The organism is Steroidobacter cummioxidans (assembly GCF_003104955.1).
Genome location: NZ_LSRW01000002.1, coordinates 70,979 through 97,002, shown reverse-complemented (window position 1 = coordinate 97,002; position 26,024 = coordinate 70,979). Strand labels below are relative to the sequence as shown.

Here is a 26,024-nt window from a genome sequence, read left to right as displayed (position 1 = left end):
GCGGCGGTGTGCATGGGAGCGCCAATTCTGACGGGGTGGCTGGCGGGGGATACGTCGGCGGGGCTGATGGCTTCGATCGGCGGATTCACCGCGCTGTATGGCAGCGGTCGTCCTTATTTCAGTCGCGCATTACAGCTCGCGGTAATCGTGTCGGCGTTCGCGCTCAGTGTGGGCGTTGGAATTTGGGTTGCGCCAATCAGTTGGGCTGTGGTCGTCGCAGTCGCAGCGCTGGCGATGATCGCGACGTGGCTGAGCAACGCGCTGCAGATTGGCCCGCCGGGTGCGTACATGTTCACGCTTGCGTGTGCGGCGGGCACAGCGATGCCAGCCGCACACATCGGGCCGGTTGGTGCAGCAGTGTTGGTGCTCGGCGGTGGCACATTTGCGTGGGCGGTTCACATGGCCGGCGCGTTGATTTCCTATCGCGGGCCAGAGCGCAGCGCAGTGACCTCCGCGGGCAGGGCGGTGATCGGATATATCAAATCGATCGGCACAGCCGAGGAAAGCGCCGCTCGCTACCGCGCGGCGTTCGCACTGCATCGGGCATGGACGACCTTGGTGAACGATCAACCCTCGCAAGTGCCTGCCGACGGCCCAGTCGCCCGATTCCGCGCGCTGAATCGAGAGTTGCATCTGCGCTTTGCTGAAGCGATGAGTGACGCGAGTCGTCATCAAACACCACGGCCGCAGCTGGTCGAAGATCTGCACAAACTCATCGAACAGGCCCGTGATCCGCAGAGTCTTCCTTCGCTCAGCGGCAACACGACCCCACTCGGACATCCGAGCTCCGGTGCCGCCATGCTCGAAGCGTTGCAGCCTGGCTCCAATCCGATGCGAGTCATCGTGCGTGTCGGAGTTGCCGCTGCGCTCGCCGGCGCGCTTACGGCGATCTTCCATTTCGAGCGCGCGTATTGGGCGGTCGCGGCGACCGTGCTGATGCTGCATCAAGGATTCGATTGGCTGCGCACGCTCCAGCGCAGTACCGAGCGACTGCTCGGCACGTGGGTGGGATTGCTGCTCGCCGGCGCCATTCTCATTCTTCATCCGCAAGGTGTGTGGCTGGCGCTAACTGTCATGGCGCTACAGTTCACGATCGAGATGCTCGTGATCCGCAACTATGCGCTCGCGGCCGTATTCATCACGGGCGTGGCACTCACGATTGCCGCTGGCGGCCATCCCGTGGAGGATGCGGGCAGCTATTTATGGGCGCGTGGCATCGATACGTTAGTTGGCTGCGTGCTTGCTCTCGTTGTATTTCGGCTGATCCCGCCTCGTGCCACCACGCGTCACATCCCGGAGCAACTGGCCCGGGCCTTGCGAGCCGTCGCAGACACCACCGATCACCTCGCTCACGGCGAAGTCACCACACCAGAAGCCCGCAAGTGTCGCCGCGAACTCCAACTCGCCAGCTTCGCGCTCACGCATGCTTATGAGGACAGCTTGGCCGCATCACGCGGCCAGCGCTTCGCCGCTGAGGAGCTATGGCCAGCAATCGCCGCCGTCGAGCGCCTCGCCTATCGCACGCTCTCAACTTGCTGGGCGCTCGAGCAACTCGGCGCTGATGCTGCTCGAGAAACGGCGGCGTCGATGTTCGTCAACGATGGCGCTGCGCACGTGCGTCGTGTGATTGATGAGTTTGTCGCAGCGATCTTGTATGACGGTGCATTGGCACCGTTGCCCGTCCTGCCTCACGTGTTGGAGCCGGAGCTGGTAGATGTCCGCGAATGTTTGCTGAGGCGCGCGCCGTCGAGTGAGTTATCCGACTAGTGCCCGGATTGTCTCCATCGGCATCACCAGCGTTCGCTCGCCGAGCGGGCAGGGGATGAATCCATGCCGTTCATAGAATGCCAGTGCGTCGTTGTCAATCGCGTGGGTAATTACAGCGCTCGCGCCGGCTGTGTCGGCGGCAATGAGGCAGCGGCGCAGCGCATCGATCAGTAAGTCGGTGCCCAGTCCGCGCTTTTGAAACCCGGCATCGATTGCCAATCTTCCGAGGAGCAGCAATGGCACCTCGTCGGGCATGCCGCGGCGGAGTTTTGCTGTAGGCAGTCCGGAACGATGCGCCATTGCGGTGGATATGGCGTAGTAGCCGACTACGCGGTCATGAGGCTCGCTAGAACAGATGACATATGTGCGCGCTGACAGGCCTTCGCTCGCCAGCGCTCGGGTGCGCAGCCAGAAATCCAGCGATTCATGCTTGCCGCTCTTGAAGTGTGTGAGGTCGTGGTGCGCGCCAAGACGCTCGGGTGGCTGTACACCTATCGCCGGGAGCTTGGGCACTCAGCGTTCCCAGGCCGGCTTGCGCTTCATTCTCGCTCGCAGTGCCTTGTCCGGTTTGGACGGGGCGTCGAGCATCGCAAGAAATGCCTTGTAGTTCTCATCATCCAGCGCAAACAGGCGCTGGTCTAGGATGGTCTCCTCGGCTCGTGCGCGGGCGCTATCGAGCATGAACTCGGATAGCTTTTGCCCGCGCATGGCCGCTGCGCGGTTCAGGATGGCCTTGGTGGCGGCAGAGGCCCTGATCTGAATCAGGTCGTCTTTGCGCGCTGCTGATTCGTTACTCATGCGCGGTGTCCAATGATTGTGTAATGACAAGTACATTACGTACAGTGTATTGACGATGTCAATACAGAGTTTTCTGATTGGTCGTCAGAACAGCGACTTGGTGCCGCTGATCGCCGCCGGAATAGCCGTGTGTTCTCGGTTGCCTCCGTCGCGGCCGGCTTCGATCGCGAGGCACTTGTTCTCTGCGCCGGTCGAGCTGGACTCTTCGCGGTTTGCGCGATTTGCGGTGCGGGCGCGGTGCAGTGGGTACGCCTTGTGTGACGGAGTAGAGGGGCCGTGGCGGCCGCTCGCACTATCCTCCCTTGGGTCAGCGCAGTGGCAAGGAGCAGGCGGTGGGACTGTACTTTAGAAAATCGGTCTCCGTCGGACCGTTCCGTTTCAACCTGTCAAAGGGTGGCGTGGGTGTCTCGGTGGGTGTGCCCGGTTTCCGCGTTGGTACAAGCCCACGTGGCAATTACATTCACGTCGGACGTGCAGGGCTTTACTACCGCGCGACTGTTCCAGGAAGACAAAGCACGGCCGTGCCGACGAAGCTCACGACTTCTGCATCTGCTGCCGAAGTCGTGATGCATGAGATCGATAGCGCTGAGGCGTCGACGATCGTCGATACTGATTCGGCTGAACTCGTTGCGGAGATGCATGCCAAGAGTCGCAGGCTCCGTCTATGGCCGTGGGTGTTCGCTCTAGGCGTTGGCGGGTACGCCGGAATTGTTCACCGTTGGCCGAACATTTCTGCGCTTGTGACCATTGGCTTCGCCGTATTCGCAGTTGTCGCAACGCTCGGTGCGATGCTCTTTGATCGGGTCAGAAAGACGACCGTTTTGATGTATGACTTCGAGCCTGGCGCGGAGCGGAGCTTCGAGCAGCTGCACGCCGCCTTCGATGCGCTCGAATCCAGCGGGCGCCGTTGGCACATATCGGCGCAGGGGCAGGTGCACGATCGGAAGTATCATGCGGGTGCATCGCGTCTGGTCAACAGAACGGCGATCACCGTTGGTAAGCGCAGTCCGCCCTTCGTGAAGACAAACATCGATGTACCATTCGTACCGGTTGGTAAGCAGACGCTCTATTTCTTTCCCGATGTCTTGCTCATCTTCGAGCCTGAGGGCGTGGGTGCGGTCAGTTATTCAAAATTGAGCGTCAACAACATCGATTCTCGATTCATTGAGGAAGAGGGGGTGCCGCGGGATGCGAAAGTTGTAGACCGCACATGGAGATACGTGAACAAGAGCGGCGGTCCCGACCGGCGTTTCAAGGACAACAGAGAATTGCCGATCGCGCTGTACGGCAGGATTACCTTGGAGAGTGACAGCGGGCTCAATGAGGTGATTCAAGTATCCAGGCTGGGTGTAGCGGAACGCATCGTCGGTGCGCTGAAAGAGCTCGATCGCGTCAATCGCGCGCGGAGCAAAGGTCGAGCTTGAGGGGTTGCCGCTGACCGCGAGAACGAAAATGGTGGGCCCGGCAGGATTCGAACCTGCAACCAAGGGATTCACTGTGGTCCCGATGTTTCCAAAGGGAGTGGACTATCTCTTCACCCGCGCTTTTCGAATGATCGAAGCGAGCGGTGGGGTGCGGGACGCTCCAGCCTGTTATCAAGGGCACTCGAGATCGTTCACGGAGCCGCAGCTCCGGGCTCGATCCCGCCCTCAGGTAGTCTCTGCACCTTCCGGCGGTGTACCGCCGGCTTGGCTCAGGGTTGCCACGCCGTCCCCGCGAGGGTCGGGCGGAAGGGTTCCCTGAATTCATCCCGTCCACTTCGTGGCTTTCGCCACGAAGGCACCTTTATCGATGAGTCCCCTGCACTAACCGTTGTGCTACAGGCCCATATCGTCGAAGCGCGTAATTCTAGCAGCCAGGCGCGAGGCCGCCCAGATATCCACAAAAGCGGTGGATAACTTCTTGATAACCGAGGCTTGACTTCGCGCATCTGCGGCGGAAGATGGCTCGGGCGTTGGATTGATCGTTCCACGATCAACGTTAGCGGAGGTTGCTTGCGCACACCAAACCAGACGTCGCACCGTGCACGCGCGCTATTGGGGCTAATACTGCTGGCGCTGTGCCAGCTCGCCGTCGGTTCCGAAGTCGAGCCGACCAAGCCCAAACGCAAGCTCGACGTCTGGTACGTCGCCACGCCGCATGAAGTGGTCGACCGGATGCTCTACGAGGCCAAGATCCGTCCGATCGACATAGTCTACGACCTCGGTTGCGGCGACGGCCGCATGGTCATCGCCGCCGCCAAGCAGTTCGGCACGCGCGGCGTGGGGGTCGATCTGGATCCTGCCCGGATCAAAGAAGCACGGGCGAATGCCAAAGCTGCGGGCGTCGAGCAGCTGGTCACATTCCGAGTCGGCGACATGTTCGAGACCGATTTGCGCGAAGCGACGGTGGTGATGTTGTATCTGCTGCCCGAGCTCAACCGCCGTCTCAAACCAAAATTGTTCGCCGAGCTGCCGGCCGGTGCGCGGGTGGTCTCGCACGATTTCGACATGGGCAAGGAGTGGCCGCCGGATCGTTCGATCAAGCTCGGTTCCGACGGAATCTATGTGTGGACGATGCCGCCGCTGGCTGAACGGCCGGCTGCGAAACAGTGATCACGACTGCAGTGATTGCAGATGAACGAAGTCATGGTTCCCCGACCGGAACCGAACTCGATCATGGGGCATTCAACGGAGTAATGTTCATTACGCGCCCGGCGGCGCCGGACATCGGAACACGGCATGCGCGTCGACCTTCCCACCTCAGGATTGCAGCCCGCTCGCGAAGCATTCGTATTTTCTGACAACGATGAGCCGATATTGCACGACGGGCCGCCGCTTCGAGTGCTGCTGCTCACGTCGGGTCTGGGGCTGGGGCATGTCCGTGCAGCTCAGGCTGTCTCGGCGGCATTGCAGGATCAGGCCGAGGTCGCCACTGTCGATTTCTGGTCGTTGATGAACGCAGGCGCGGCGCGCGCCATTCACGCCACGTATCTCGACCTCGTGCAAAACCATTCCGATCTGTACGAGCGTCTATATCACCTGGAAGCCGGGACGTGGCGCCAGGTGCTGGAAAGCCGTTCCGGTCCGCCCCGTGCAGTGCTAGAAGTGCTTCAGCTGATCGCTTCGGTTGCCTCGAAGGAAGGGCAGAGCTTCCCGCGCGGAGGTCGATACGGGTCGGACAAGCTGCTGTATTCCCTGCTATGCGCGTCGATGCCCTATGACGGTGACAGTCTTGCAGGGAATGGCGTGCGTGCGCGCCTCGCGCTATGGAAATTTACCTATCTGCGGCTGATTCGCCGCCTCGATCCGGCCATCCGCAAGTTCGCACCCGATGTGATCATCAGCACGCAGATGATTCCGGCCGCCATGACTTCCTATTTGAAGCAACGCGGCAAAGTGCAGGCGTCCATGATCGGAGTACTGACCGATTTTGGTGTGCACGATTTCTGGAAACAGCGAGGGGTCGATCGCTACTGTGTGGCGCATCCTTCCATCCTCGAAGGGGATGGCGCGTCGACCACATCGCGAGCGGTCGTCACTGGCGTGCCGCTGATGCCGGATTTCGCGTTCCCGTTGTCACAAACGGAAGCACGGCGCGCGTTGGGTCTGCCCGAAGAGGCTCAAGTTGTACTGGTCCTGGGGGGCGGGTTGGGGCTGAGCGTGGACGCGGCGGCGATGTCCCTGTTGCGGCGTCCGGCATCGACTCACGTCATCGTCATGCCGGGCACGAACAATAAAGCGCGAGCGGCGCTGGATCGGCTTGCGGTCCAGCATCCACAGCGTTTGAAAGTGTGCGATTGGACCGATCGCATGGACATCTATCTGCGCGCGTGCGATGTGGTCGTCGGCAAGCCGGGCGGAATTACCGTGGCCGAGGCGCTGGCGTGTGGGCGGCCGCTGCTGGCGACGCGCTCGCTTGGCGGTCAGGAAGGCTTCAACGTCGACTTCCTCACGCGCCACGAAGTCGGCGGCCTGGTCGCCGACGGTGAACTGTTGGAGCGCGTCGATGCGCTGCTGCGTGATCGGGATGCATTGCAGAATATGCAGCGCCGCGCATGGCTGCTCGGCCAGCGCGAAGGGGCGGCGAAGGTGGCGCATCTCGCGCTCGATCTTGCTTCCGTCAACCGGGCAATGGCCCAACAAACACGATGAAAGTGATGCATCGGCTCGCACAGGGCGTGCTTGGCTCGATCGACGCCTGGTACTACCGGCGCCACAAACTGAAAACGCTCGGGCCGGTGCTGTTCGTCGGTCGAGCGCACTATCGCGGACCCGAGTTGAAGTTCGACGACGGCACGCTGCTGCGTGACAACGACGTGATCGGTCGCTTGCACTTCAACAACGCAAGCATTGCGGCGCTCGGCGAAGGATCGATGCATCGAGTCGGATTTCGCTTTGCCAGGCTGATGCGCGAATCGCTGCGCAAGCTGGCGGATGCCGCCCATAACGATCCTGCATTCGCCGATGTGCGAGTTTTTCAGGGCACGACCTGGATTCCGGCGCATGGCGAGGTCGTGGGGTTCGTCAGCACGCCCATGCCCAAGACCTGGAGGACGCGATTGCTGTCGGCGCATTTCAAGGTGCTGATGTGGGTGTTCGCACCGGCGTCGCAGATACGGAATCGAGAGCAAGCGGAGCCACGCCTGTACTGGCTGACGCGCGCAGCATTGGCGCGAAATTTGGGTAAATTGAAGGTCGGCTAGTGATGTGCGCCAATCGTGTCTATCTCACGTTCGACGACGGGCCGGATCCCGAGTGGACGCCGCGTGTGCTCGATGCGCTCGAGCAGGCGAGCGTGCAGGCAACATTCTTCGCGATCGGACAACAGGCGCAGCGCTCACCCGAGCTGATGCGCCGAGTTCACGACGCGGGGCACACGATCGGCAATCACACGTTCAGTCATCGACATCCCTGGTTCATGTCGCAACGAACCGCGCGGGCGCAGGTGCGTGATGGTGCAAATGCAATCAGCGATGTGCTCGGCGCGGAGCCCCGGTTTTATCGGCCGCCGCATGGACGCGAACGCGCTTGCATGAGCGATGAGGCGCATCGTTGTGGCGAGCAAGTCGTGCTCTGGAACGTCAGCGCCGTCGATTGGGGGCCGCTGGGCTCGGCCGATGGCATCGAGAAGCGACTGGATGCGGTGAAGGGCGGCGACATCGTGCTGATGCACGATGGCCAGAACAGGCACAATCGACCGGATCAGCTGTTACAAATCCTGCCGCTGTTCCTGCGCAAGCTGTCGGATCGGGGCCTGCGCCCGGCATTGCTGCCGGCGTAGCTCAGCCATCCAGTTCCGGGTAGTGGCGGAACAAGTCGTCGTTGTTGAACGCCAGGCGGCGACCTGATTCGGCGTAGCGTTTGATGCGCGGACGCTCGAACACAGCATCGTGAAGTTTCATCAGCCGCGGACGTTTGCGGAGCGCCTTCGCAGACGCCTTCGGAAATGCGTAACGAATTCCTGCCACCACTTGCGCGAGCGACAGGTCCGCATATGTGACGCGTCCGCCCACCAGCCACGGACCGGCGGTTCGATTGCGTGTCAGTACCTTCTCGAAATAGTTGAAGAACTCCGGCATGCGATTGTCGCGGAAGTCCTCGGCGCGGCGTTTGGCGGCCGCCTTCTGGTCCTTGTAATAGAGACCCGCAGCGATCGGATGGTGCGCATCGTGCGCTTCCACGACGAGGTCGGCGACGGTCAGCTGTAATTGCTGCACCCAAAGCTTGCCCGCTTCATCGCGCGGCGCGAGCTTTAGCTGCCCGCCGAGATACAGCAGGATGTTCGAAGTCTGGCCAATGAGCTGTTTGCCCACCTTGAGGAAGGGCGGTGCAAAAGGCGGATGCGGCACGCGCGGGCCTTCCAGGAATTTGATCAGGGCGGGCACGCCGCCGCCGCGATTCTCGGGTTTCAGGGCGATGTCGATGTACTTCGCAGCGCCTTCTTCCAGCGCCAGTCGGACAAACTCGCCGCGGCCCTGGATGCCGGGCCAGTAATAGAGCTCATACACCATGGTGATTAAGGCTTTGCGGCGAGCGATCGTTCCACAGCAATCGCTCATAAGTTAAATCCCATCCCCAGACTGAGTTTAGAACCGGCGACAAAGCGAGACTTGCTGCTCAATCCAATCGAGTTCCTAGAGACCCGGGCCGGAGCCGGTGGCACATTGCAGGCTCTCACCTCACCCGCAGTGACACTGGATGGAGCTTCCGGAAAGCCGAACCGACGGGATCGACTCTGTCGAAGCAACGTCGCGCCCGGTCACGGAAGGCCCGCGCCGCTGGCGGCCGGGTATGGCCTTGCGTGTGGCAATCGGTTTCGCGGCGGTCGGCTTCACTGTCATTGTCGCCAACATTTCTACGCAGCAGAGCGCCCGCGAAGCACGGGAAAAGGTTCGTGAGCTGCTGGTGCAGCACGAGCCGCTGGTGCGTGCGACGGAATCCCTCGCCGCCGCAGTTTCAATCTATGAGCGCGCGGTGATCGATCAAAGCGAGACCAGCGCTATCGCACAACAACCGGTCAAAGCCGCAGCCCAGCGCATGACCGAAGCCGCCGACGAATATCGAGAAGCGGCCTCGCGTTTTGCCGAGATGGATCGTCCTGCTCCCGCGTTCGCGGAGCAGCTCAACAGCTTTCTCAAAGCAGGTGACGATCTTCTGCGTAGCAGTGTGGCGCGCCGCTCGCGGATGCGGGACTACTGGTCGCGCTTCGATACATTGGAGACGAGCCTCAACGCGCCGCAGGCGAAGGCGGTGCGTTTTGCGGGTGCGGTGTTCGCTAGCGAGAAGCTGATGGATCTGTCACGCACGCTCTCGGGCGTTCGTGAACAAGTCAGTGCCGCCGCCAGCATGTCGTCGCCGCGTTCGGCGCAGCTCATCATCGCAAGCGAGAATGCGTTTCGTAACCGGCTGCAACAGCACTCTGCCGAACTGGCGACGCTGCACGGCCAGGCCTGGCTCGAGCAGGTGAAGGCAAACTTCAACAGTGTGGTGGCCGGTCGACGGGCCGCATTCGAGAGCATCGACACATTCAACGAGCAGTCGGTGATGTTTCGCGATCACGCCGCCGAGATTTCCGGCATGGTGGTCACGAAGCTCGTCGCGCCGGCGCGGCGCGCGCTGGCAGATGCCGACCGACTGGCGGTACAAGCTTCGGATCGCGCCGATCGACAGCTCGGTTGGGCGAGCGGCCTCGCGATGCTGCTATTGATCGGCATTGCCATCGCCACTGTCACGGGCGTAACAGCGCCGGTCCGTCGCTTGACCGAAGCGACGCGCCGCTTGGCGGGCGGCGCGGTAAGAACTCGCGTTGTCCGGGGTGGCGTGCGCGAGCTCGACACATTGGCTGAAGCGTTCAACGAAATGGCCGAGCAGCTCCAGCAGGCGCAGAACGCCGTTCGTGTGCATCAGCTGGAGCTCGAAGCGCGGGTCGATGAGCGCACCCGCGAGCTGAATCATCTCGCGCATCACGATCCGCTGACCGATCTGCCGAACCGCCGGCATCTGCTGGCGCACCTCGATGAGGCTATCGACCGGACGCGGTTGCGCAACGGTCGTCTCGCGCTTTTGTTCATCGATCTGGATAACTTCAAAACCATCAACGACAGCATGGGGCACGCCTTCGGCGATCGAGTGCTGCAGGCGGTGAGTGAGCGGCTGCGCATGAACAGTCTGTTCTCGCGCTCGTTCAGTGCTCGCCTGGGTGGCGATGAATTCACGGTTGTTTGTGAAGAAGTAAATCAGCTAGGGGATGTCGAGAGGCTGAGTCGCTCGGTGCTGGAGGAATTCCAGCGCTCGCTGAGCGTGCACGGCCGCGAGCTAAGGATCAGCGTCAGCGTCGGCGCGTGTGTCTTTCCGGATCACGCGTCCGACTCTCATGCTTTGTTACGAGCGGCCGATTCGGCGTTGTTCGGCGCCAAGGAGTCGGGTCGCAATTGCTGGAGTCTGTATGCGCCGCAGCTGCTCGAGGCCGCGGCATCGCGCTTCAAGGTGGAGCAGTCGTTGCGCCGGGCGGTGGAGCAGGGTGAGTTCGAGCTGCTCTATCAGCCCGAAGTGTGCTTCGAGACGATGGAGACGCACACGGTCGAGGCGCTGCTACGCTGGCGCCAGCCGGACGGCAACGTGGTATCGCCAGCGGATTTCTTCGCTGTCGCCGAGCAGACCGGCTTGATCGCCGATATCAGCGATTGGGCGCTGCGTACCGCCATTCAAACGGCGGCGGTGTGGCACAACGGACCGTGGCCGAAGGCGCGCGTCGCGGTGAATATTTCTTCGCAGCAGCTGATGAGCGCGAGCTTCGTCAGCCGCCTGCAGTCTTTGTTGAAGCAGTATCAATTGCCGGCGCAGTGCCTGGAGATCGAGCTGACCGAAAATGTGCTGCAGACGGGCGCGAACACCATCGCGACGTTGAAACGTCTGCGGGAGCTCGGCATCAGCATTGCGCTGGATGACTTCGGCACCGGCTATTCCTCGCTCACGTCGCTGGAACGGTTGCCGCTGACGCGCGTGAAGATCGATCGTAGCCTGGTGACCACGATCGACAGCGGCGGTCGCTCGCCAGCCATCGTTCGTTCCATCATCGGTCTGTGCCACAGCCTCGGCCTGCAGGTGACCGCCGAGGGTGTCGAGCGGCCGGCGCAGCTGGGCGTGCTGTTGAACGATCGCGGCGTGCAGATCCAGGGCTACCTGGTTTCGCGACCGATCAATGCCGCAACCGTGCCCGTATACATCGATCAGGCCCGCGCGCATCTGGAACAGTTGATGATCGGCGCGCCCGCGCAGGTTCAGGCAGCCGAGTCGAACACGACCCGGCTACGCACTTTGCGAGCATCCACTGTGCGCGGCGCTCGTTCCGCCAGGCCCCCTGCCGACGAGAAGTGAGGAACCGGCGCGTCCAGCGCGGAGTTTCTACCACGTCATCTTCCAATAAGCGTCCCAGGCGCCGGGGCTGAATCGACGTGCCGCAGAATCCGCTACCCGCACGCTTGAATGGTTCGTGGGTCACCTTGCTCACGCTCGTGCTGGTCGTTGTCATTTTATACACGGGCAAACAAGTGCTGTTGCCGATGGCGCTGGGCGTCGTGCTCGCCTTCGTGCTCACGCCGCTGGTTCGTCAGTTCGATCGCATGCATCTGCCGCGCTTTGCAGGAGTGGCGCTCACGATGGTGTTGGCGCTGAGCGCAGTGGGCGGCATGGGCTACGTCGTGTATGACCAGTTCGCTCAGCTGTCGAGCGAGATCAGCCAGTACACCACGTCCATGCGTCGCAAGGTCAGTCAGTTGCGTATGGGGAATGACGCTGCCATCCAGCAGTTCACGCGCACACTGGATCGCGTCGCCGATCAGTTCTACGACGATCCGGATCAACGCAACGCGCAGCCGGTGCGGGTCGTGCCGCCGAAGCTGCCGCCAACCCAACGACTGCGCGAGTCGTTCGGCGGCATCTTCGAGCCGGTTGCCAGCGCATTCATCGTGATCGTGCTGGTCGCATTTCTGCTCGGGCAACGCGAAGATCTGCGGGACCGTTTCATCCGCTTGATCGGTGCCGGCAGTGTGACCATGACCACACGGCTGATGAACGAGGCGGCCTATCGAGTCAGTCAGTTCCTGGTGTGGCAGACGCTGATCAATCTCACGTTCGGCGTGCTGGTGGGCTTGGGGTTGTATTGGATCGGCGTGCCGTATGCGGCGTTGTGGGGCGGCATCACGGCGCTGCTGCGTTTCGTGCCCTACGTCGGCACTGTGTTATCGGCATTGATGCCGGCATCGCTCGCGTTCGCGACTTTTCCCGGCTGGTCCGAGACCGTGGAGACGCTGTCGCTGTACCTGGTGCTGGATTTGATCACTGCGTATTTCGTCGAGCCGGTGGTGTTCGGTTATCGCACCGGGGTCTCATCGTTCGCGTTGTTGATTTCGGCATTGTTCTGGATCTGGGTGTGGGGACCGGTCGGCTTGCTGCTCGCAACGCCGCTGACTGTGTGTGTCGCTGTGTTGGGGCGGCACGTGCGCTCGCTCCGCTTTCTCGCCATCATCTTTGCCGACGAGCCGGCGTTGCAGCCGCACGTCCGCTTCTATCAACGGTTGCTGGCGCGTGACGAGGATGAGGCCAGTGTGCTGGTCAATCGTAAGCTGCACGAACAGGGAGCCATCGCAGTCGTCGATGACGTGCTCATTCCCGCGGTGACGCTGGTCATGAATCATCGCGAGCAGCACGAGATCAGCGAGGATGATGCCGAGTTCGTGCTGGATGTCATTGCCGAGACGCTGCATCAGATGCCCAGTGTGGACGGACTGATGCCTCAGACAAACATCATCGGATTGACGGTGAGAGCGCCGGCGGACGATCTGATTCTCGAAATGTTACGTATCGCCTATGGGCGTGGGCGCATCGCGTTGATGGCGCCTGAAATGACCGCGGAGGAATCGCTGCGTGCTGCGATTCGGCAGGCGCCTGCGATGATTTGCATCGCCGCCGCTGCGTCGACGCGTGGATCAGAGCTGCGCAACTATTGCCGCCGCATTCGCAGCGAGTCGCCCGATACGCGGATCGTCGTCATGCGCCCGCAGCTTCAGCAAGACGAAGCGCCGCGTTCCATCGAGCGTTTCCGTGAAGCGGGTGCGGACAGTCTGGTTGTGGGAGCCAAGGAAGCAGTGCTCACGATCGACCGCTTGCTGGCAGCGAAGGCCGAGCCGGCGAATTCAGAGCCGGTGGATAAGCTCCCGCAGCTGTCGGCACACGCCTGATCGATCAGCGGGCGCTCACGTGCCCTCTTCGGCGAGCCCGAGCATGGCCGAATTGCTCAAGGGGGCAATCCGCACCAGCCAGCTATCCACTTTCTGCGGCTCGCCGGTCTTGAGCCACGAGAACACCACGTTGTGCCAGAGGATGCGCTGCACGTAGTTGCGGGTCTCGTTGTACGGAATGTTTTCGACCCAGATGTCCGGGTCGAGCGCTTCCGAAGGCATCCAGCGCGCCGCGGCGTTCGGGCCGGCGTTATAGCCGGCCAATGCGACGATCGTCTGGCCACCGAAGCGATCCACCAGTCCCCGTAAATTGGCTGCGCCGAGCGGCACGTTGATCACTGGATTGAACAAATCATCGACAGACGGACGCGGCTTGTTCCATTTGCTGGCGGTGCGCCGTGCGGTCTCAGGCAACATCTGTAGCAGTCCGCGCGCGCCGGCCGATGACTGCGCATCCCGGCGATACAAGCTTTCCTGGCGCATCACGCTATAGATGAGCTGCGGCGACAGACCGGTGAGCTTCGCCGCCGACAACACTTCTGTATCGTACGGCTGCGGATACAACAGTTCGTAATCGTTGAACACTCGCTGCTGACTTGCGGTGGCGATGGCCTGGTCATACCAGCCCCAGCGTGCAGCGAGATGAATGGCTTGGGAGCGCGCCGACTCCATCAATTGCTCGAAGCCAAAGGACCACTCGCTGTTCGCCTGATTGCGCAGGTCGCTCAATACCAGCTCCCGCGCGCGCACCATCGGCGGCAGCTGCTCCATGCGCTCGACTTGCGCTTGATCCAGCGGCAGCTTCTCTAGATGGGGTGCGACCGGGCGATCGAGTCGCGCACCCGCCATGATGGAATAGAAATTGTCGTCGACCAGCACGGACTCATACAGCTGACGGGCCAACTGGGAATCGCCATTCTTTTCGCTGGCGCGTGCCGCCCAATAACGCCAGCGCGCCAGCGCGCGCTGCTGATCCGGCATCGCGGCAATGATGTTGCTGACGAGTTTCCAATCGCCAGCCCACAGCGCGGCGCGTGCGTGCCACTCGCGAGCCACGTCATCGAAGTCCTTCGGCTGTACTCGTTTGAAATAGTCGAGCGCCTCCGAGCGGCGGTCCCAGGACAAGCCGAGCGCCAGCGCCAACGCGTAGGGGCTCGCAGTCTCCGCGGTGAGCTTGCGAGCGCGGACGAAATTCTCGTAGCGGCGCATCGCGCCGTCGCGATCGATACGCGCGTATCGGGACCAGCCCGCGAGCTGTGCTTTCGGATCGATTTCCAGCGCGGGCGATGCGATCAGGGCATCGATCTGCTTTTGCGGATTCTCCAGCAGCGCCGCCCAGCGCAGCAGCGGCGCGGCGCGATCCGCCGGCAAGCCGGTGGCAATCTGCTTGGCGAAGCTCGGATTGTTGTTTTCGAGGGCACGGCGCACACGTTGCTCGATCAGCGCGGGCGTCAACGCATTCTGAGCGCGCATCCAGGCGAACGCTTGCTCGCAATCCGGCAAGCTGACCGGCGTGAGCCACTGGCGGGCGATGTCGAGCGACAGGTCCTGGGTTTGTCCGAGCGCAATGCGGGCCGTAAAGCTTTGACAGCGCAACGAATCGCTGGCCGACGCATCCTTGTAATGTTGCAGAAAGGGTTGCCATTGCTGCCGGACCGCAAGGCTCGACAACCATGCGCCGCGCACGTCGCGTCCGACGGGCTCGCGTTCATAGTAGGAAACGAATGTTTCGGCGCTCTGATCGACCGGGCCGAGCTCGTTGGTCGTCTGCTGCGTCAGGGCGCGCTTGATGCGCGCCGCCTGCAAGTACGGATACAGCGGGTAACTGCGCAGCGCCTCGCTATCCTTCTTTTCATCGGCCTGCTGCGTACTCGCCTGCGTATACGCTTCTTTGAAAACTTCCCGTGTGTTCTTGAATGGGTCCTTGGCAGCGTGCGCCATGCCGCCAGTCAGCGACAGCACAGTCAGAGCGAGCAGCGACGATTTCAGGGGTCGACATCGATTCATGGTCGTCAGATTAATGGTAAATGCCGCAGCTGACCATTACGGCGGCTGCTGCTAGCGAGCGACTGAGCACAGTGCATCAGAGGAACCCTACGTCCGGGTGCGACGTTCCTGGCCATGGACCTGTTTGTCACACTGGGCGGGCACCACACGGTCTTACCCTCGCTCGAGACGGCGCTGCGCGTGCTGTTTGCGGTCCTGGCCGGCACCGTGGTCGGGCTGAATCGCGAGCTGCGCAACAAGCCGGCCGGTCTGCGCACGCATATTTTGATTGCGCTGGCCTCGGCGTTGTTCACTTTGATCGCTTTCGAAATACACATGCAGTTTGCCAGCGGGCAGGGCATGAAGACGGCCGATCCGGTTCGTATCATCGATGCGGTGACCGCCGGCGTCGCGTTTTTGGCCGCGGGCGCCATCATCCGAGGTCGCGGCGGCGTGCATGGCCTGACCACTGGCGCCAACATGTGGCTGGCGGGTGCACTCGGCCTGGCGTGCGGCGCCGGTTACTACTTCATCGCTTTCATTGGCAGCGTGTTCGCGCTCATCGTGCTGATCGTATTGGGAAAGCTGGAAGCGTGGATGGAGACCAAGCACGATAAAGATGTCTCTAGTTGAGTCGCGGCCGCTCGTGTAACGTGCGCGCCCGTGAACGACGTCGTCAGCTCCGAGCCGCTCCGTTACATCGACTGGTACGAATCGCCGGTCGGCCCGCTGATTGCTCGTGCCACCGACCAGGCGCTGTGTGGCTTGTCGTTCTGCGATCCCGATCGGCTGCAGCAGCGATTGCAGACCCTGCGGGAGCAGCACGCGGCGACGCTGCAGCCGGGCAGCAATGAGTTGCTGAACGACCTGAGGCTGCAGCTGGCGGAATATTTCGCGAATCAGCGACGGGTTTTCACGGTGCCGTTGCGTGGTTCCGGCACGCCGTTTCAGGAGCGCGTTTGGGCGGCGCTGTGCGAGATTCCTTATGGCGAGACCTGGTCATATTTGCAGCTCGCCGTGCGCATTGGCGATGCGCTGGCGACGCGGGCGGTCGGCTATGCGAATGGCGCGAATCCCATTGCCATCGTGATTCCCTGCCATCGTGTCATTAATGCCGATGGCGGCGAGGGTGGCTACGGCGGCGGACTGTGGCGCAAGCGCATTCTGCTGGACCTGGAACGCGGTCAGGGCTCACTGCCGTTGTAGGGGTTGTGAGCGCCGGTTCAGCCGCCATATAGGGGCCAGGGATGAACATTTGGTAACACGTTGCGTCGGAACTCGAACCGGGACGATTCGACTAATCAAGTAAGCTGATGCGTACGAGGTACTACATCATGTCCTGCAAACCCTATTTCACCAGGGTGGCGGCTGCGTTCGCGCTGACCGCGGCCCTGTTTGCGGCCGGCTGCGCCACCACCAGCGGCCCCAAGACCCGGATCGACTATGACAAGGCGGCGGACTTCAGCGTCTATCGCACCTATGGATTTCCGAAAGAAACCGGCACCGATCGTGGCGGCTATTCGACGCTGGTCACCAGCTATCTGAAGAGCTCCATGTCCTCCCAGATGGAAGCGCGCGGTTACAAATACAGCGAGGATCATCCGGACTTGCTGGTGAACTTTTTCATGAACACCCGTGAGCGCACCGAGCTGCGCCCGGGGCCGACCGCGTCGTTGGGCTATGGCTATTACGGCTATCGTTACGGGCTGTACAGCGCCTGGCCGCTGTATGACGAAGACCGCACGGTCACGTACAAGGTCGGCACGCTGAACATCGACATCGTCGATGCCGAGAAGAAGCAGCTGGTCTGGGAAGGTGTGGCCGAAGGTCGCGTCAGCGAGGACGAGCTGCAGAATCCCAAAGTCGCCATCAACGGTGTGGTGACCGAGCTGATGCGTCAGTACCCCGGCCGCCCGAACATGTAAACGATCAGCGGATCGGCAACCCGCTCAGCATCGCGTCCATCTGCTCGGCGTTCAGCTCGATCTCGACTTCGATCGTGTCGTCGTCGAGCGCCGGATCCGGCATCGGGTCGGCGGGGGAGAGCACCGCTCCGTCGTTGTTGGCCGCCGGCAGGGGCTTGAGCAGCGGGTCGAATTCGCAGATGTCATCGACCTCGATCTCATGGGGGGCGATGGTCGAGGGATCCATCAACTCCTGGGCCGTGAGATCGATGGAGATCTCCGCGATCGGGTTCATGTGTTCGGCCCTCGTTCGACTTCGACCCATGGATGCTGCCAGAGCCGCGTGTGTGAACCTGCTACGCAGTTCACACACGCGAGTCGCAAACGTTAGGAAACGTGGCGACTTACCTTAATTCAGCCCGACCGCGACGCATTCTAACCCGCCCCCCGGCACCGGTTGTGACCGAAATGGAACCATGATGTAAAGTCGTTCATTTGGCGCCGATGACACCGATCCCTCTGCCCGACCCCCACGCGATCGCTGTCATGCTCCTGACGCTGGGCGCGCTCTACCTTTTCTCGCGCAATTCCATTCCCATCGAGACCTCCAGCCTGCTGGTCGTGGCGATACTGGCCATCGGCTTCAGTCTGTTTCCCTATCGGGGGCCGGAGGGTGAGCTCGATCCCATCCGCTTTTTTGCGGGCTTCGGCAACGAGGCTTTGATTTCGATCTGTGCGCTGGTGATGGCCAGCCAGGGGCTGGTCGCGACGGGCGCGCTCGCGCCGATCGGGCGCATCGTGCATCGGGTGTGGCAGTTCAGTCCGCTGCTGGCGATGGGCGTCGTGATCATCGTGACGGCGGTCATCAGCGCGTTCATGAACAACACCCCCCAAGTAGTGTTGATGATCCCCATCCTCACGGCCGTGGCCATGCGCTCGAGCATGTCGCCGTCGAAGCTGCTCATGCCCATGACCTTCGCATCGCAGATCGGTGGCATGGGGACGCCGATCGGCACGTCGCTGAACCTGCTGGTGATCGGCAGCGCGGCGAGCCTTGGGGTCGAGCGGTTCCATATGTTCGATTTCATCGCGCCGGCGTCGCTCGCGGCGATTCCCGGGCTGCTGTTCCTGTGGCTGGTCGCACCGAGATTGCTGCCCGCGAAGCAACCGCCGCTCGGAAATACGTCGCCCCGGATCTTCGACGCGCAGCTGCATATCACGGAGACGAGCCCGGTCGTCGGTAAGACGCTCGCGGATGCGAAGAAGCTGACGCAGGGAGAGATGTCCGTGGCGTCGGTGCGTCGCTCGGAGGAGTTAGTGATTACGCCGCTGCCGGACGTGGTCTTGCGGGCCGGCGATCAGCTGGTCGTGCGCGATACATCGGAACAGTTGATGGAGTATGCGCGCGTTTTGGGGGCGACACTGTTTTCCGGCAACGTTCGGGTCGACGCGGAGCATCCGCTCACAGCTCCGGATCAGCAGACTGCCGAGCTGGTGTTGACGCCCGCATCGCCGCTGCGGGATCGCACGCTGGATCAGGCCAACTTCGATTGGCATTACCAGCTGATTCCACTCGCGGTTCACCGACCTGGCGAGGAGCAGCCATTGAGTCAGTCGACGCCGCTGCGAGACGTGCGCCTGGGCGTGGGCGACGTATTGCTGGTGCAGGGACCGGCGGAGCAGATCGAAGCGCTCAAGAGGCGCAGTGAAATGCTGGTGCTCGATGCGACCAGCAATGTGCCGCTGACCGCGAAGGCGCCGCTGGCGCTCGGCATCATGGCTGGCATCGTCTTGATCGCATCCATGCGCATCGCGCCGGTCGCGATTGCTGCGATTTGCGGCGTGTTGGTGATGGTCACGACCGGATGTTTGAAGTGGCGTCACGCCACGCGAGCGCTGGACTCGTCGATGATCTTGCTGACGGTAGCGAGTCTGGCTTTGAGTCTTGCGCTGGTGACGACAGGCGGCGCTGCATTCATTGCGCAAGTGGGCGCCGTGTTGGCGAAGTCACTGCCGCCAGTGGCGGTGTTGAGCGGGACGATGTTGTTCATGGCAATCATGAGCAGCGTGATCTCCAACAGTGCGGCCGCTGTTATCGGCACACCTATCGCGATCGAGCTGGCCAGGCAATTGGGCCTGGCGCCGGAGCCATTCGTGCTGGCGGTCCTGTTCGGCGTGAACATGGGCTTCGCTACGCCCATGGCGGATAACTGCAACCTGCTGGTCTACAGCGCCGGCGGTTATTCGTTCGGCGATTTCCTGCGCGTGGGGCTGCCGCTGACCTTGATCATGTGGCTGGCGCTGACCTGGGTGCTGCCGCATTTCTACCCGCTGGGTTGATCCGGCGAGGACCTGCGGGAATAGGCAAGAATCCGCCAGCTTCGCCTAACTCTGAGCTAAGTCTCCCAGGGCAAGATAATGCCCATGCGCCTTCTTGGTTGGGTGTTGTTATTGGGAGTTGTCGCTATGAGCGCAGCGTGTGGCCATCGGCCGGTGCATCAATCGCCTCAGTTTCGCGATGGTCAATTTCACAACGCCGCGCCGCGCAAGCAGCCGGGCGGTTGGAAGTCGCTGAAATTGGGATGGCAGTTCCTATTCAAGGATACGAGCCGGTCCGTGCCGCCTGATGCCTTATCTGTGTCGCCGCTGTCGGGCGATCAGCTGCAACAGGCTGCCGAAGGCTCGATCTGGCGGCTCGGTCATTCCACCGTACTGATGAAGTTGAACGGCAAGTTCTGGATCACCGATCCGGTATTCGCCGAGCGCGCCTCGCCGGTGCAATGGGCCGGCCCGAAACGCTTCACCCCGACGCCGATCACGCTCGAAGAATTGCCCCCGCTGGCCGCGGTGGTGCTGTCGCATGATCATTTCGATCACCTGGATCGCGACAGCGTCGTGCAGCTCGCGGCGAAGACGAAGATGTTTCTCACGCCGCTCGGCGTGGGCGATCTGTTGATCGGCTGGGGCATTCCCGGCAACAAGATCCAGCAGCTCGACTGGTGGCAGACCGCCGAGGTGGAGGGCATTCAGTTCACCGCGACGCCGGCACAACATTTCTCCGGGCGCAGCCTGTTTGCGCAGAACCCGACCTTGTGGGCGTCGTGGTCGATCTATACCGGCACGCATCGCATTTTCTTCAGCGGCGACACCGGTTATTTCGACGGCTTTGCCGAGATCGGCCGTCGTCACGGGCCGTTCGATCTCACATTGCTGGAAGCGGGCGCGTACGACCAGTTATGGGAAGGGATACACATGCTTCCCGAACAAGTGATGCAGGCGCATCGGGATCTGCGCGGCGACTGGTTGTTGCCGATTCATAACGCCACGTTCGACCTGGCCTTCCATGCGTGGGACGAGCCCATGGAGAAGATGCTGTCACTGTCGGCGCAACAGGGCGTTCGTCTCACCATGCCTCGCATCGGTGAGGCTGTGCGTCTGGATCATTACCAGGCCGCTCAGGCGTGGTGGCGTTCCAAACAATCCCAGCAGCCGGCCAACGTAGCCGTGACTGCTACATCGCACGCCATGTGAGCTCACCTCGCCCAAAAGCGGCGGGAGCAGTCAGGGTTTGCGGCTACACTGCGCGTTTCCTGACGGTCGGGGATGCGTGGCTTCATGGGCGCTGCGAAGAATTCACTCTCGATTGGTGAAGCGCGACGGCTGGCGTTGGAGGCACAGCAGTTCCTCGAGGCGGGCGCGCCGCCGAGGAGTGGCAAGGCGCTGGCAGACATCGTGCGACGCTTGGGTGTCGTGCAGATGGACTCCGTCAACGTTCTGGTTCGTTCGCACTATCTGCCCGTTTTCTCGCGTCGCGGTTCATATAAAAGCGCGCTGCTCGAACGCGCGGCCTACGACGAGCGCTTGCTGTTCGAATATTGGGGCCACGAGGCCTCGCTGCTGCCGGTCGAAGCGTATCCGTTGCTCCGCTGGCGCATGGATGATGCGCGCAAAGGCGTCGGCACCTGGGGTCGTCTCAAGCGCTATGCGACCAGTCATCGGGATCTCGTCGATGCCGCTCTGGAGCAACTCCGCGAGCGCGGCCCGCTGGGTGCGAGTGAGCTGACGGACGCCGGCAAATCCAAAGGCAGCTGGTGGGGCTGGAGTCAGGGCAAGGAAATCCTCGAGTGGCTGTTCTGGATCGGCGACGTGACCACTGCGCGGCGGCGAAATTTCGAGCGACTGTATGATTTGCCTGAGCGCGTGTTGCCTGAATCGGTGCGCAAGACGCCCGTGCCTGCACGAGAGCACGCACAGCGTGAGCTGATGATGATTGGCGCCCGAGCCATGGGCGTGGCGACAGCGCGCGATCTGCGCGATTACTTTCGGCTTCCAGCGAAAGAGGCGGCGACGCGGCTGAGTGAGCTGGTGGAAGAGGGCAGGCTCGTGCCGGTCAGTGTGGAAGGATGGAAGCAGCAGGGTTATTTGCATCACGAAGCAAAGATTCCCCGCGCCTCCAAGGTCGCTGACGTGGCGGCGCTGTTGTCGCCGTTCGATTCATTGATCTGGGAGCGTCAGCGCACCGAGCGCCTGTTCGACTTTCATTTCCGGCTGGAGATCTACACACCCATGCACAAGCGCGTGCATGGTTACTACGTGCTGCCGCTGCTCCTGGGCGATCGGGTCGTGGCACGAGTCGATCTGAAATCGGAGCGTCAAAGCGGTGTGCTGCAAGTGAAGGGCGGCAGTGTCGAGCCGGGAGTCGCGCCGGATCGTGTGATCGAGCCGCTGGCGAAACAGTTGAGCGAATTGGCCGCGTGGCTGGGGCTGGGGAATTACACCGTCACGAGCCGCAAAGGCGAGCTCATGCGAGCGCTCAAGAAACTGTAGTCGGGTGCGTTCAGCCTGCGCCGCGCACGGACCAACCGAACACGCACATCACGATGAACAGCGTCAGATAAAACAACAGGCTCATTTGCCGCTCCGAACAAAACTCCTCACTGTCGAAAAAACGCCAGGAAGGGGTGGTCGGTTCCCGTTGTAGAACATGCCTACTGCGGCGGTATTTTCAATGCTGGAAAAAACAAAGCCCCCTGGCGGGGGCTTTGTCGTCACATCGAGACAGTCGAACCTCAGTCATCCATCAGGAAGCTGCGCAGCTGCTCGCTGCGGCTCGGATGACGCAGCTTGCGCAGCGCCTTCGCTTCGATCTGACGGATGCGCTCACGCGTCACGTCGAACTGCTTGCCCACTTCTTCCAGCGTGTGGTCGGTATTCATGTCGATACCGAAGCGCATCCGCAGGACCTTCGCTTCGCGAGGAGTGAGTCCAGCCAGCACGGAGTGCGTAGTTTCGCGCAGGGACTCCATCGTCGCGGAATCGATCGGAGAATCCACCGAGGTGTCCTCGATGAAATCGCCCAAGTGCGAATCCTCGTCGTCACCGATCGGCGTTTCCATGGAGATCGGCTCTTTGGCGATCTTGAGCACACGGCGGACTTTGTCCTCCGGCATCTCCATGCGCACGGCCAGCTCTTCCGGCGTCGGCTCGCGACCCATCTCCTGCAGCATCTGCCGCGAAATGCGGTTCAGCTTGTTGATGGTCTCGATCATGTGCACCGGGATACGGATGGTGCGTGCCTGGTCGGCGATCGAACGGGTGATCGCCTGGCGAATCCACCACGTTGCATAGGTCGAGAACTTGTAACCACGGCGGTATTCGAACTTGTCGACCGCCTTCATCAGGCCGATGTTGCCTTCCTGAATCAGGTCGAGGAACTGCAAGCCACGATTGGTGTACTTCTTCGCGATCGAGATCACCAGACGGAGGTTGGCTTCCACCATCTCCTTCTTGGCGCGGCGGGCCTTGGCTTCGCCCACGGCCACTTCGCGGTTGATCTCCTTGACCTCCGCGATCGTCAGGTGCACGCGCTCCTCGAGCGACATCAGTTTCTTCTGCTGCTTCTCGATCTCTTCACGCAGGCGCGCGAGCGCGGCCGAGTGCTTGCGCTTGGCGCGGATGTGCTTGTCGAGCCACTTGGTGTTGGTCTCGTTCTTCGGGAAGGTCGAGATGAAGTCCTTGCGCGGCATGCCAGCATCGCGCACGCACAGGATCATGATCTGCTTCTCGAGGTTGCGGATCTCGGCGACGTTGTCGCGCAGCTGCACGATCAGCGAGTCGAACATCTTCGGCGAGAGCTTCAGCTCCATGAACTCGCCGGCGACTTTCTTGCGCAGCTTGACCGACTTCGGGTCCTTGCCGGTCTTGTCCTCGGCCATGGCCTTGAGGACTTGCTGATGCTGCTTGCTGATGGACAGGAAGCGGCGCGCGGCCTCTTCCGGATCCGGGCCGGTTTCGAGCGTCTCTTCGTCCTCACCGTTGCCGCTGTCGCCTTCCTCGTCCTCGTTCTCTTCTTCCTGAGGCGCGGCGGCGGCGGCGAGCTTCGGATTGACCGGCGCAGCGATCTCGTCCGGCGCGTTCGGGTCGATGAAGCCGGTGATGATGTCGACCAGGCGGCCCTGACCTGCCTTCACCTGCTCGTACTGGTTGAGCATGTAGTTGTAGGTGAGGGGATAGCTGGACAGCGCGGCACGCACCGTGTCCAGGCCTTCCTCGATGCGCTTGGCGATACGGATTTCGCCTTCGCGGGTCAGCAGCTCGACGGTGCCCATCTCGCGCATGTACATGCGAACCGGGTCGGTCGTGCGGCCGAATTCGGCGTCGACCGTGGCGAGCGCGGCGGCGGCCTCTTCAGCGGCCTCCTCATCGGCGACCACGGGCTCGGCCAACAACAGGGCTTCGGACTCCGGTGCCTTCTCGTACACCGTGATGCCCATGTCGTTAATCATGTTGACGATATCTTCGATCTGTTCCGGATCGACGATTTCGCTGGGCAGGTGGTCATTGACCTCGACATAGGTCAGGTAACCCTGCTCCTTGCCACGGGCAATCAGCAGCTTCAGTTGCGATTGACGCTCATCGGCGATCTGCGCCGGTTCCTTCTTTGCTGCCAAGGTTTTGCTCAAGTGGTGGCCCTCACGTGCTGTCGGGGGTGGGCGGGCTTAAAAAGACCGCGCAGTGTACTTTGATCGTTTTCCGGGCGCTAGGTTCGCGTTCACGCACCAGGATCGACCGGGACTTTTCGGCCCAGCAGCCCCTGTAATTCAGCCTTTTCCGTCTCCGTCAGGCCGACCTTGTTTAACAATAGGTCGGTTCGGAGCCGGGCTGCCTCATCGCCAAGCTGCTGGACCGCACCGGCCAGCTCCATGGCCGCGCCGTCGGCATTGACCAAGCATTCCTGAGCGGCCAATTTCGCCAGGTGCTCAACATCGGGGCGGTCCCGCCAGCGTTCAAGCAGCGCACCAGTGTTAGCGCACGGGCGGCGGGCGAGTTCCTCGATCAGCTCGATCAGGAGCGCAATTCCCGGCCGTTCGAGCGTCGCCAGCGCCGGATTCAGGATCACCTTGTCGGCAATTTCCGGGTAGTGCACCAACAAATGAATCGCCTGCCGCACCAGATTGCGCCGACCGGTCTGAACCTGCGGCTTTACCAGCCTGCGCGTCGGCTCCGGCGCGGCGGGCTGCTCCGTTGCCTCTCCTAACATAGACGACAATCGGTCGCGTTTTAGGCCGACGGTTTTGGCTACTTCGTCGGCCAGCAAATCACGGAAAATTCCGGCGGGGATGCGCTCAAGCAATGGCCGTGCCATTGCGCCCAACTGCGCACGGCCGTCGATACTGCGAATATCGACCTGCGCGCTCAGCTGGTTGATGAAATATTCAGACAAAGGCATCGCCTGTTGGATACGTGACTCGAACGCCGCGCGACCTTCCTCGCCGACCAGCGTGTCCGGATCGTGGCCTTCGGGCAGAAACAAGAACCGGATCTGGCGCCCTTCGCGCACCTGGCTCAGCGAGTTCTCCAGCGCCTTCCACGCGGCCGCCCGGCCGGCGCGGTCGCCGTCGAAACAGAACGTCACTTCGTTGCAGATGCGGAACACGCGTGCCAAATGCTCCGGCGTCGTTGCCGTCCCCAGAGTCGCCACTGCATAAGTGATGCCGGCCTGATGGAGCCGCACCACATCCATATAACCTTCAACGATCAGCAGCCGGGTCAGGGTCCGGCTGGCCTGACGAGCCTCATATAAGCCATAAAGCTCCCGGCCTTTGTGAAACAGTTCCGTTTCTGGCGAGTTCATGTACTTGGGCTCGCCCTTATCGAGCACGCGCCCGCCGAAACCTATGGTGCGCCCGCGCGCATCACGGATCGGGAACATCACTCGATCCCGAAAACGGTCGTAATGACCAGACCGGTTATCCCGCTCGATGATCAGCCCGACCTGTAACAATCGCGAGCGCTCGGCCTCGCTGCTGCCCAATAGCCTGAGTACCGAATCCCAGGCATCCGGGGCGTATCCCAGGCCAAAAATATTCGCCGTTTCACCCGTGAGGCCGCGCGCCTTGAAGTAGTCCTTGCCGCGCGCGCCGTTCATCAACTCGCTGCGATAAAAATTCGCGGCTTTTTCCAGTGTTGCGAACAACACATCCGACGGTGGTGGCCGTTGGCCCGGAGTTTGCTCGCGCGGCACCTCGACCCCGACCCGATCCGCCAGTTCCTCGACCGCGTCGACGAAGCCGAGATTGTCGTGCTTCATCAGGAAGCCGAGCGCGTTGCCGTGCTCGCCGCAACCGAAGCAGTGATAGAAGTTCTTGTCCGGCACCACCGTGAACGACGGCGTCTTCTCGCCGTGGAACGGGCAACAGCCCTTGTACTCCTTGCCGTGCTTTTTCAGCGGCACGCGGCTGCCGATCAGCTCGACCAGGTCGACCCGGGAGATCAGCTCTTCGATGAAATGTTTGGGGATGAGGCCGGACACGGATGCAAGAGTATGCGCGGCAGCGGGGCCGGCATAG

21 protein-coding genes are annotated in these 26,024 nt (G+C 61.9%); 14 read left to right on the top strand and 7 right to left on the bottom strand.

Annotated features, from left to right (window positions below; translation table 11 throughout):
- The first annotated feature begins 12 nt into the window (after positions 1 to 12).
- Complete coding sequence (locus D0550_RS00980) at positions 13 to 1,767, top strand: FUSC family protein (protein WP_116807222.1); 1,755 nt, start codon at positions 13 to 15, stop codon at positions 1,765 to 1,767.
- On the opposite strand, the gene D0550_RS00975 is transcribed toward D0550_RS00980, so the two are convergent.
- Positions 1,756 to 2,280, bottom strand: a complete 525-nt coding sequence (locus tag D0550_RS00975; RefSeq protein ID WP_206606016.1) for a GNAT family N-acetyltransferase — start codon at positions 2,278 to 2,280, stop codon at positions 1,756 to 1,758. The two genes, D0550_RS00980 and D0550_RS00975, sit on opposite strands and share 12 nt — an antisense overlap.
- On the bottom strand, positions 2,281 to 2,565 hold the full coding sequence (locus tag D0550_RS00970; protein WP_116807221.1) for a type II toxin-antitoxin system TacA family antitoxin: 285 nt from the start codon (positions 2,563 to 2,565) through the stop codon (positions 2,281 to 2,283).
- Positions 2,566 to 2,897: 332 nt separating this feature from the next.
- Here D0550_RS00970 and D0550_RS00965 point away from each other — a divergent pair, with 332 nt between their 5' ends.
- From D0550_RS00965 to D0550_RS00945, 5 genes are all read left to right on the top strand, one after another.
- Positions 2,898 to 3,989 carry a DUF4236 domain-containing protein gene (locus D0550_RS00965; protein ID WP_116807307.1) on the top strand — a complete coding sequence of 364 codons (1,092 nt, stop codon included), beginning with the start codon at positions 2,898 to 2,900 and terminating at the stop codon, positions 3,987 to 3,989.
- A gap of 570 nt (positions 3,990 to 4,559) precedes the next feature.
- Entirely contained in the window at positions 4,560 to 5,159 is a 600-nt protein-coding gene (locus D0550_RS00960; protein ID WP_170134661.1) for an SAM-dependent methyltransferase, read from the top strand.
- 126 nt (positions 5,160 to 5,285) lie between these two features.
- On the top strand, positions 5,286 to 6,698 hold the full coding sequence (locus D0550_RS00955) for an MGDG synthase family glycosyltransferase (protein WP_116807220.1): 1,413 nt from the start codon (positions 5,286 to 5,288) through the stop codon (positions 6,696 to 6,698).
- A gap of 5 nt (positions 6,699 to 6,703) precedes the next feature.
- Positions 6,704 to 7,249 (top strand): YkoP family protein, encoded by a 546-nt coding sequence (locus D0550_RS00950; protein ID WP_153066988.1) that lies wholly within the window; start codon positions 6,704 to 6,706, stop codon positions 7,247 to 7,249.
- A gap of 2 nt (positions 7,250 to 7,251) precedes the next feature.
- Positions 7,252 to 7,827, top strand: coding sequence for a polysaccharide deacetylase family protein (locus D0550_RS00945; protein ID WP_116807218.1), 576 nt, complete (start codon positions 7,252 to 7,254; stop codon positions 7,825 to 7,827).
- Between the two features lies 1 nt (position 7,828).
- Here the strand turns inward: D0550_RS00945 and D0550_RS00940 are convergent, their stop codons facing one another.
- Positions 7,829 to 8,557 carry a glutathione S-transferase gene (locus D0550_RS00940; RefSeq protein ID WP_116807217.1) on the bottom strand — a complete coding sequence of 243 codons (729 nt, stop codon included), beginning with the start codon at positions 8,555 to 8,557 and terminating at the stop codon, positions 7,829 to 7,831.
- A 280-nt stretch (positions 8,558 to 8,837) separates the two neighbouring features.
- On the opposite strand from D0550_RS00940, the gene D0550_RS00935 reads away from it, so the two are divergent.
- Positions 8,838 to 11,423, top strand: a complete 2,586-nt coding sequence (locus D0550_RS00935) for a putative bifunctional diguanylate cyclase/phosphodiesterase (protein ID WP_161965572.1) — start codon at positions 8,838 to 8,840, stop codon at positions 11,421 to 11,423.
- Positions 11,424 to 11,500: 77 nt separating this feature from the next.
- A complete protein-coding gene (locus tag D0550_RS00930) occupies positions 11,501 to 13,285 on the top strand; it encodes an AI-2E family transporter (protein ID WP_161965571.1) in 1,785 nt (594 codons plus the stop codon).
- Positions 13,286 to 13,300: 15 nt separating this feature from the next.
- On the opposite strand, the gene D0550_RS00925 is transcribed toward D0550_RS00930, so the two are convergent.
- Positions 13,301 to 15,292 (bottom strand): lytic transglycosylase domain-containing protein, encoded by a 1,992-nt coding sequence (locus D0550_RS00925; RefSeq protein WP_116807214.1) that lies wholly within the window; start codon positions 15,290 to 15,292, stop codon positions 13,301 to 13,303.
- 114 nt (positions 15,293 to 15,406) lie between these two features.
- On the opposite strand from D0550_RS00925, the gene D0550_RS00920 reads away from it, so the two are divergent.
- The 3 genes from D0550_RS00920 to D0550_RS00910 all read left to right on the top strand — a co-directional run bounded on the left by D0550_RS00920 (position 15,407) and on the right by D0550_RS00910 (position 17,196).
- Complete coding sequence (locus tag D0550_RS00920; RefSeq protein ID WP_116807213.1) at positions 15,407 to 15,904, top strand: MgtC/SapB family protein; 498 nt, start codon at positions 15,407 to 15,409, stop codon at positions 15,902 to 15,904.
- A 30-nt stretch (positions 15,905 to 15,934) separates the two neighbouring features.
- Positions 15,935 to 16,477: a methylated-DNA--[protein]-cysteine S-methyltransferase gene (locus D0550_RS36285; protein WP_275129206.1), complete on the top strand. Its 543-nt coding sequence runs from the start codon at positions 15,935 to 15,937 to the stop codon at positions 16,475 to 16,477.
- 128 nt (positions 16,478 to 16,605) lie between these two features.
- A complete protein-coding gene (locus D0550_RS00910; RefSeq protein ID WP_116807304.1) occupies positions 16,606 to 17,196 on the top strand; it encodes a DUF4136 domain-containing protein in 591 nt (196 codons plus the stop codon).
- Between the two features lie 4 nt (positions 17,197 to 17,200).
- Here the strand turns inward: D0550_RS00910 and D0550_RS00905 are convergent, their stop codons facing one another.
- Positions 17,201 to 17,470, bottom strand: coding sequence for a hypothetical protein (locus tag D0550_RS00905; RefSeq protein ID WP_116807212.1), 270 nt, complete (start codon positions 17,468 to 17,470; stop codon positions 17,201 to 17,203).
- A 251-nt stretch (positions 17,471 to 17,721) separates the two neighbouring features.
- Between D0550_RS00905 and D0550_RS00900 the strand changes: the two genes are divergently transcribed.
- The 3 genes from D0550_RS00900 to D0550_RS00890 all read left to right on the top strand — a co-directional run bounded on the left by D0550_RS00900 (position 17,722) and on the right by D0550_RS00890 (position 22,002).
- A complete protein-coding gene (locus tag D0550_RS00900) occupies positions 17,722 to 19,515 on the top strand; it encodes an SLC13 family permease (protein WP_206606014.1) in 1,794 nt (597 codons plus the stop codon).
- An 84-nt stretch (positions 19,516 to 19,599) separates the two neighbouring features.
- Complete coding sequence (locus tag D0550_RS00895) at positions 19,600 to 20,706, top strand: MBL fold metallo-hydrolase (protein ID WP_116807303.1); 1,107 nt, start codon at positions 19,600 to 19,602, stop codon at positions 20,704 to 20,706.
- Positions 20,707 to 20,790: 84 nt separating this feature from the next.
- Positions 20,791 to 22,002 carry a winged helix-turn-helix domain-containing protein gene (locus D0550_RS00890; RefSeq protein ID WP_116807302.1) on the top strand — a complete coding sequence of 404 codons (1,212 nt, stop codon included), beginning with the start codon at positions 20,791 to 20,793 and terminating at the stop codon, positions 22,000 to 22,002.
- A gap of 242 nt (positions 22,003 to 22,244) precedes the next feature.
- Here D0550_RS00890 and rpoD read toward each other — a convergent pair whose 3' ends face one another.
- Both rpoD and dnaG read right to left on the bottom strand, forming a co-directional pair.
- A complete protein-coding gene (gene rpoD, locus D0550_RS00885) occupies positions 22,245 to 24,137 on the bottom strand; it encodes an RNA polymerase sigma factor RpoD (protein ID WP_322109404.1) in 1,893 nt (630 codons plus the stop codon).
- An 89-nt stretch (positions 24,138 to 24,226) separates the two neighbouring features.
- The gene (gene dnaG, locus D0550_RS00880; RefSeq protein ID WP_116807209.1) at positions 24,227 to 25,987 is read right to left on the bottom strand and encodes a DNA primase; all 1,761 of its coding nucleotides are present in this window, start codon (positions 25,985 to 25,987) and stop codon (positions 24,227 to 24,229) included.
- Between the last annotated feature and the right edge of the window lie 37 nt (positions 25,988 to 26,024).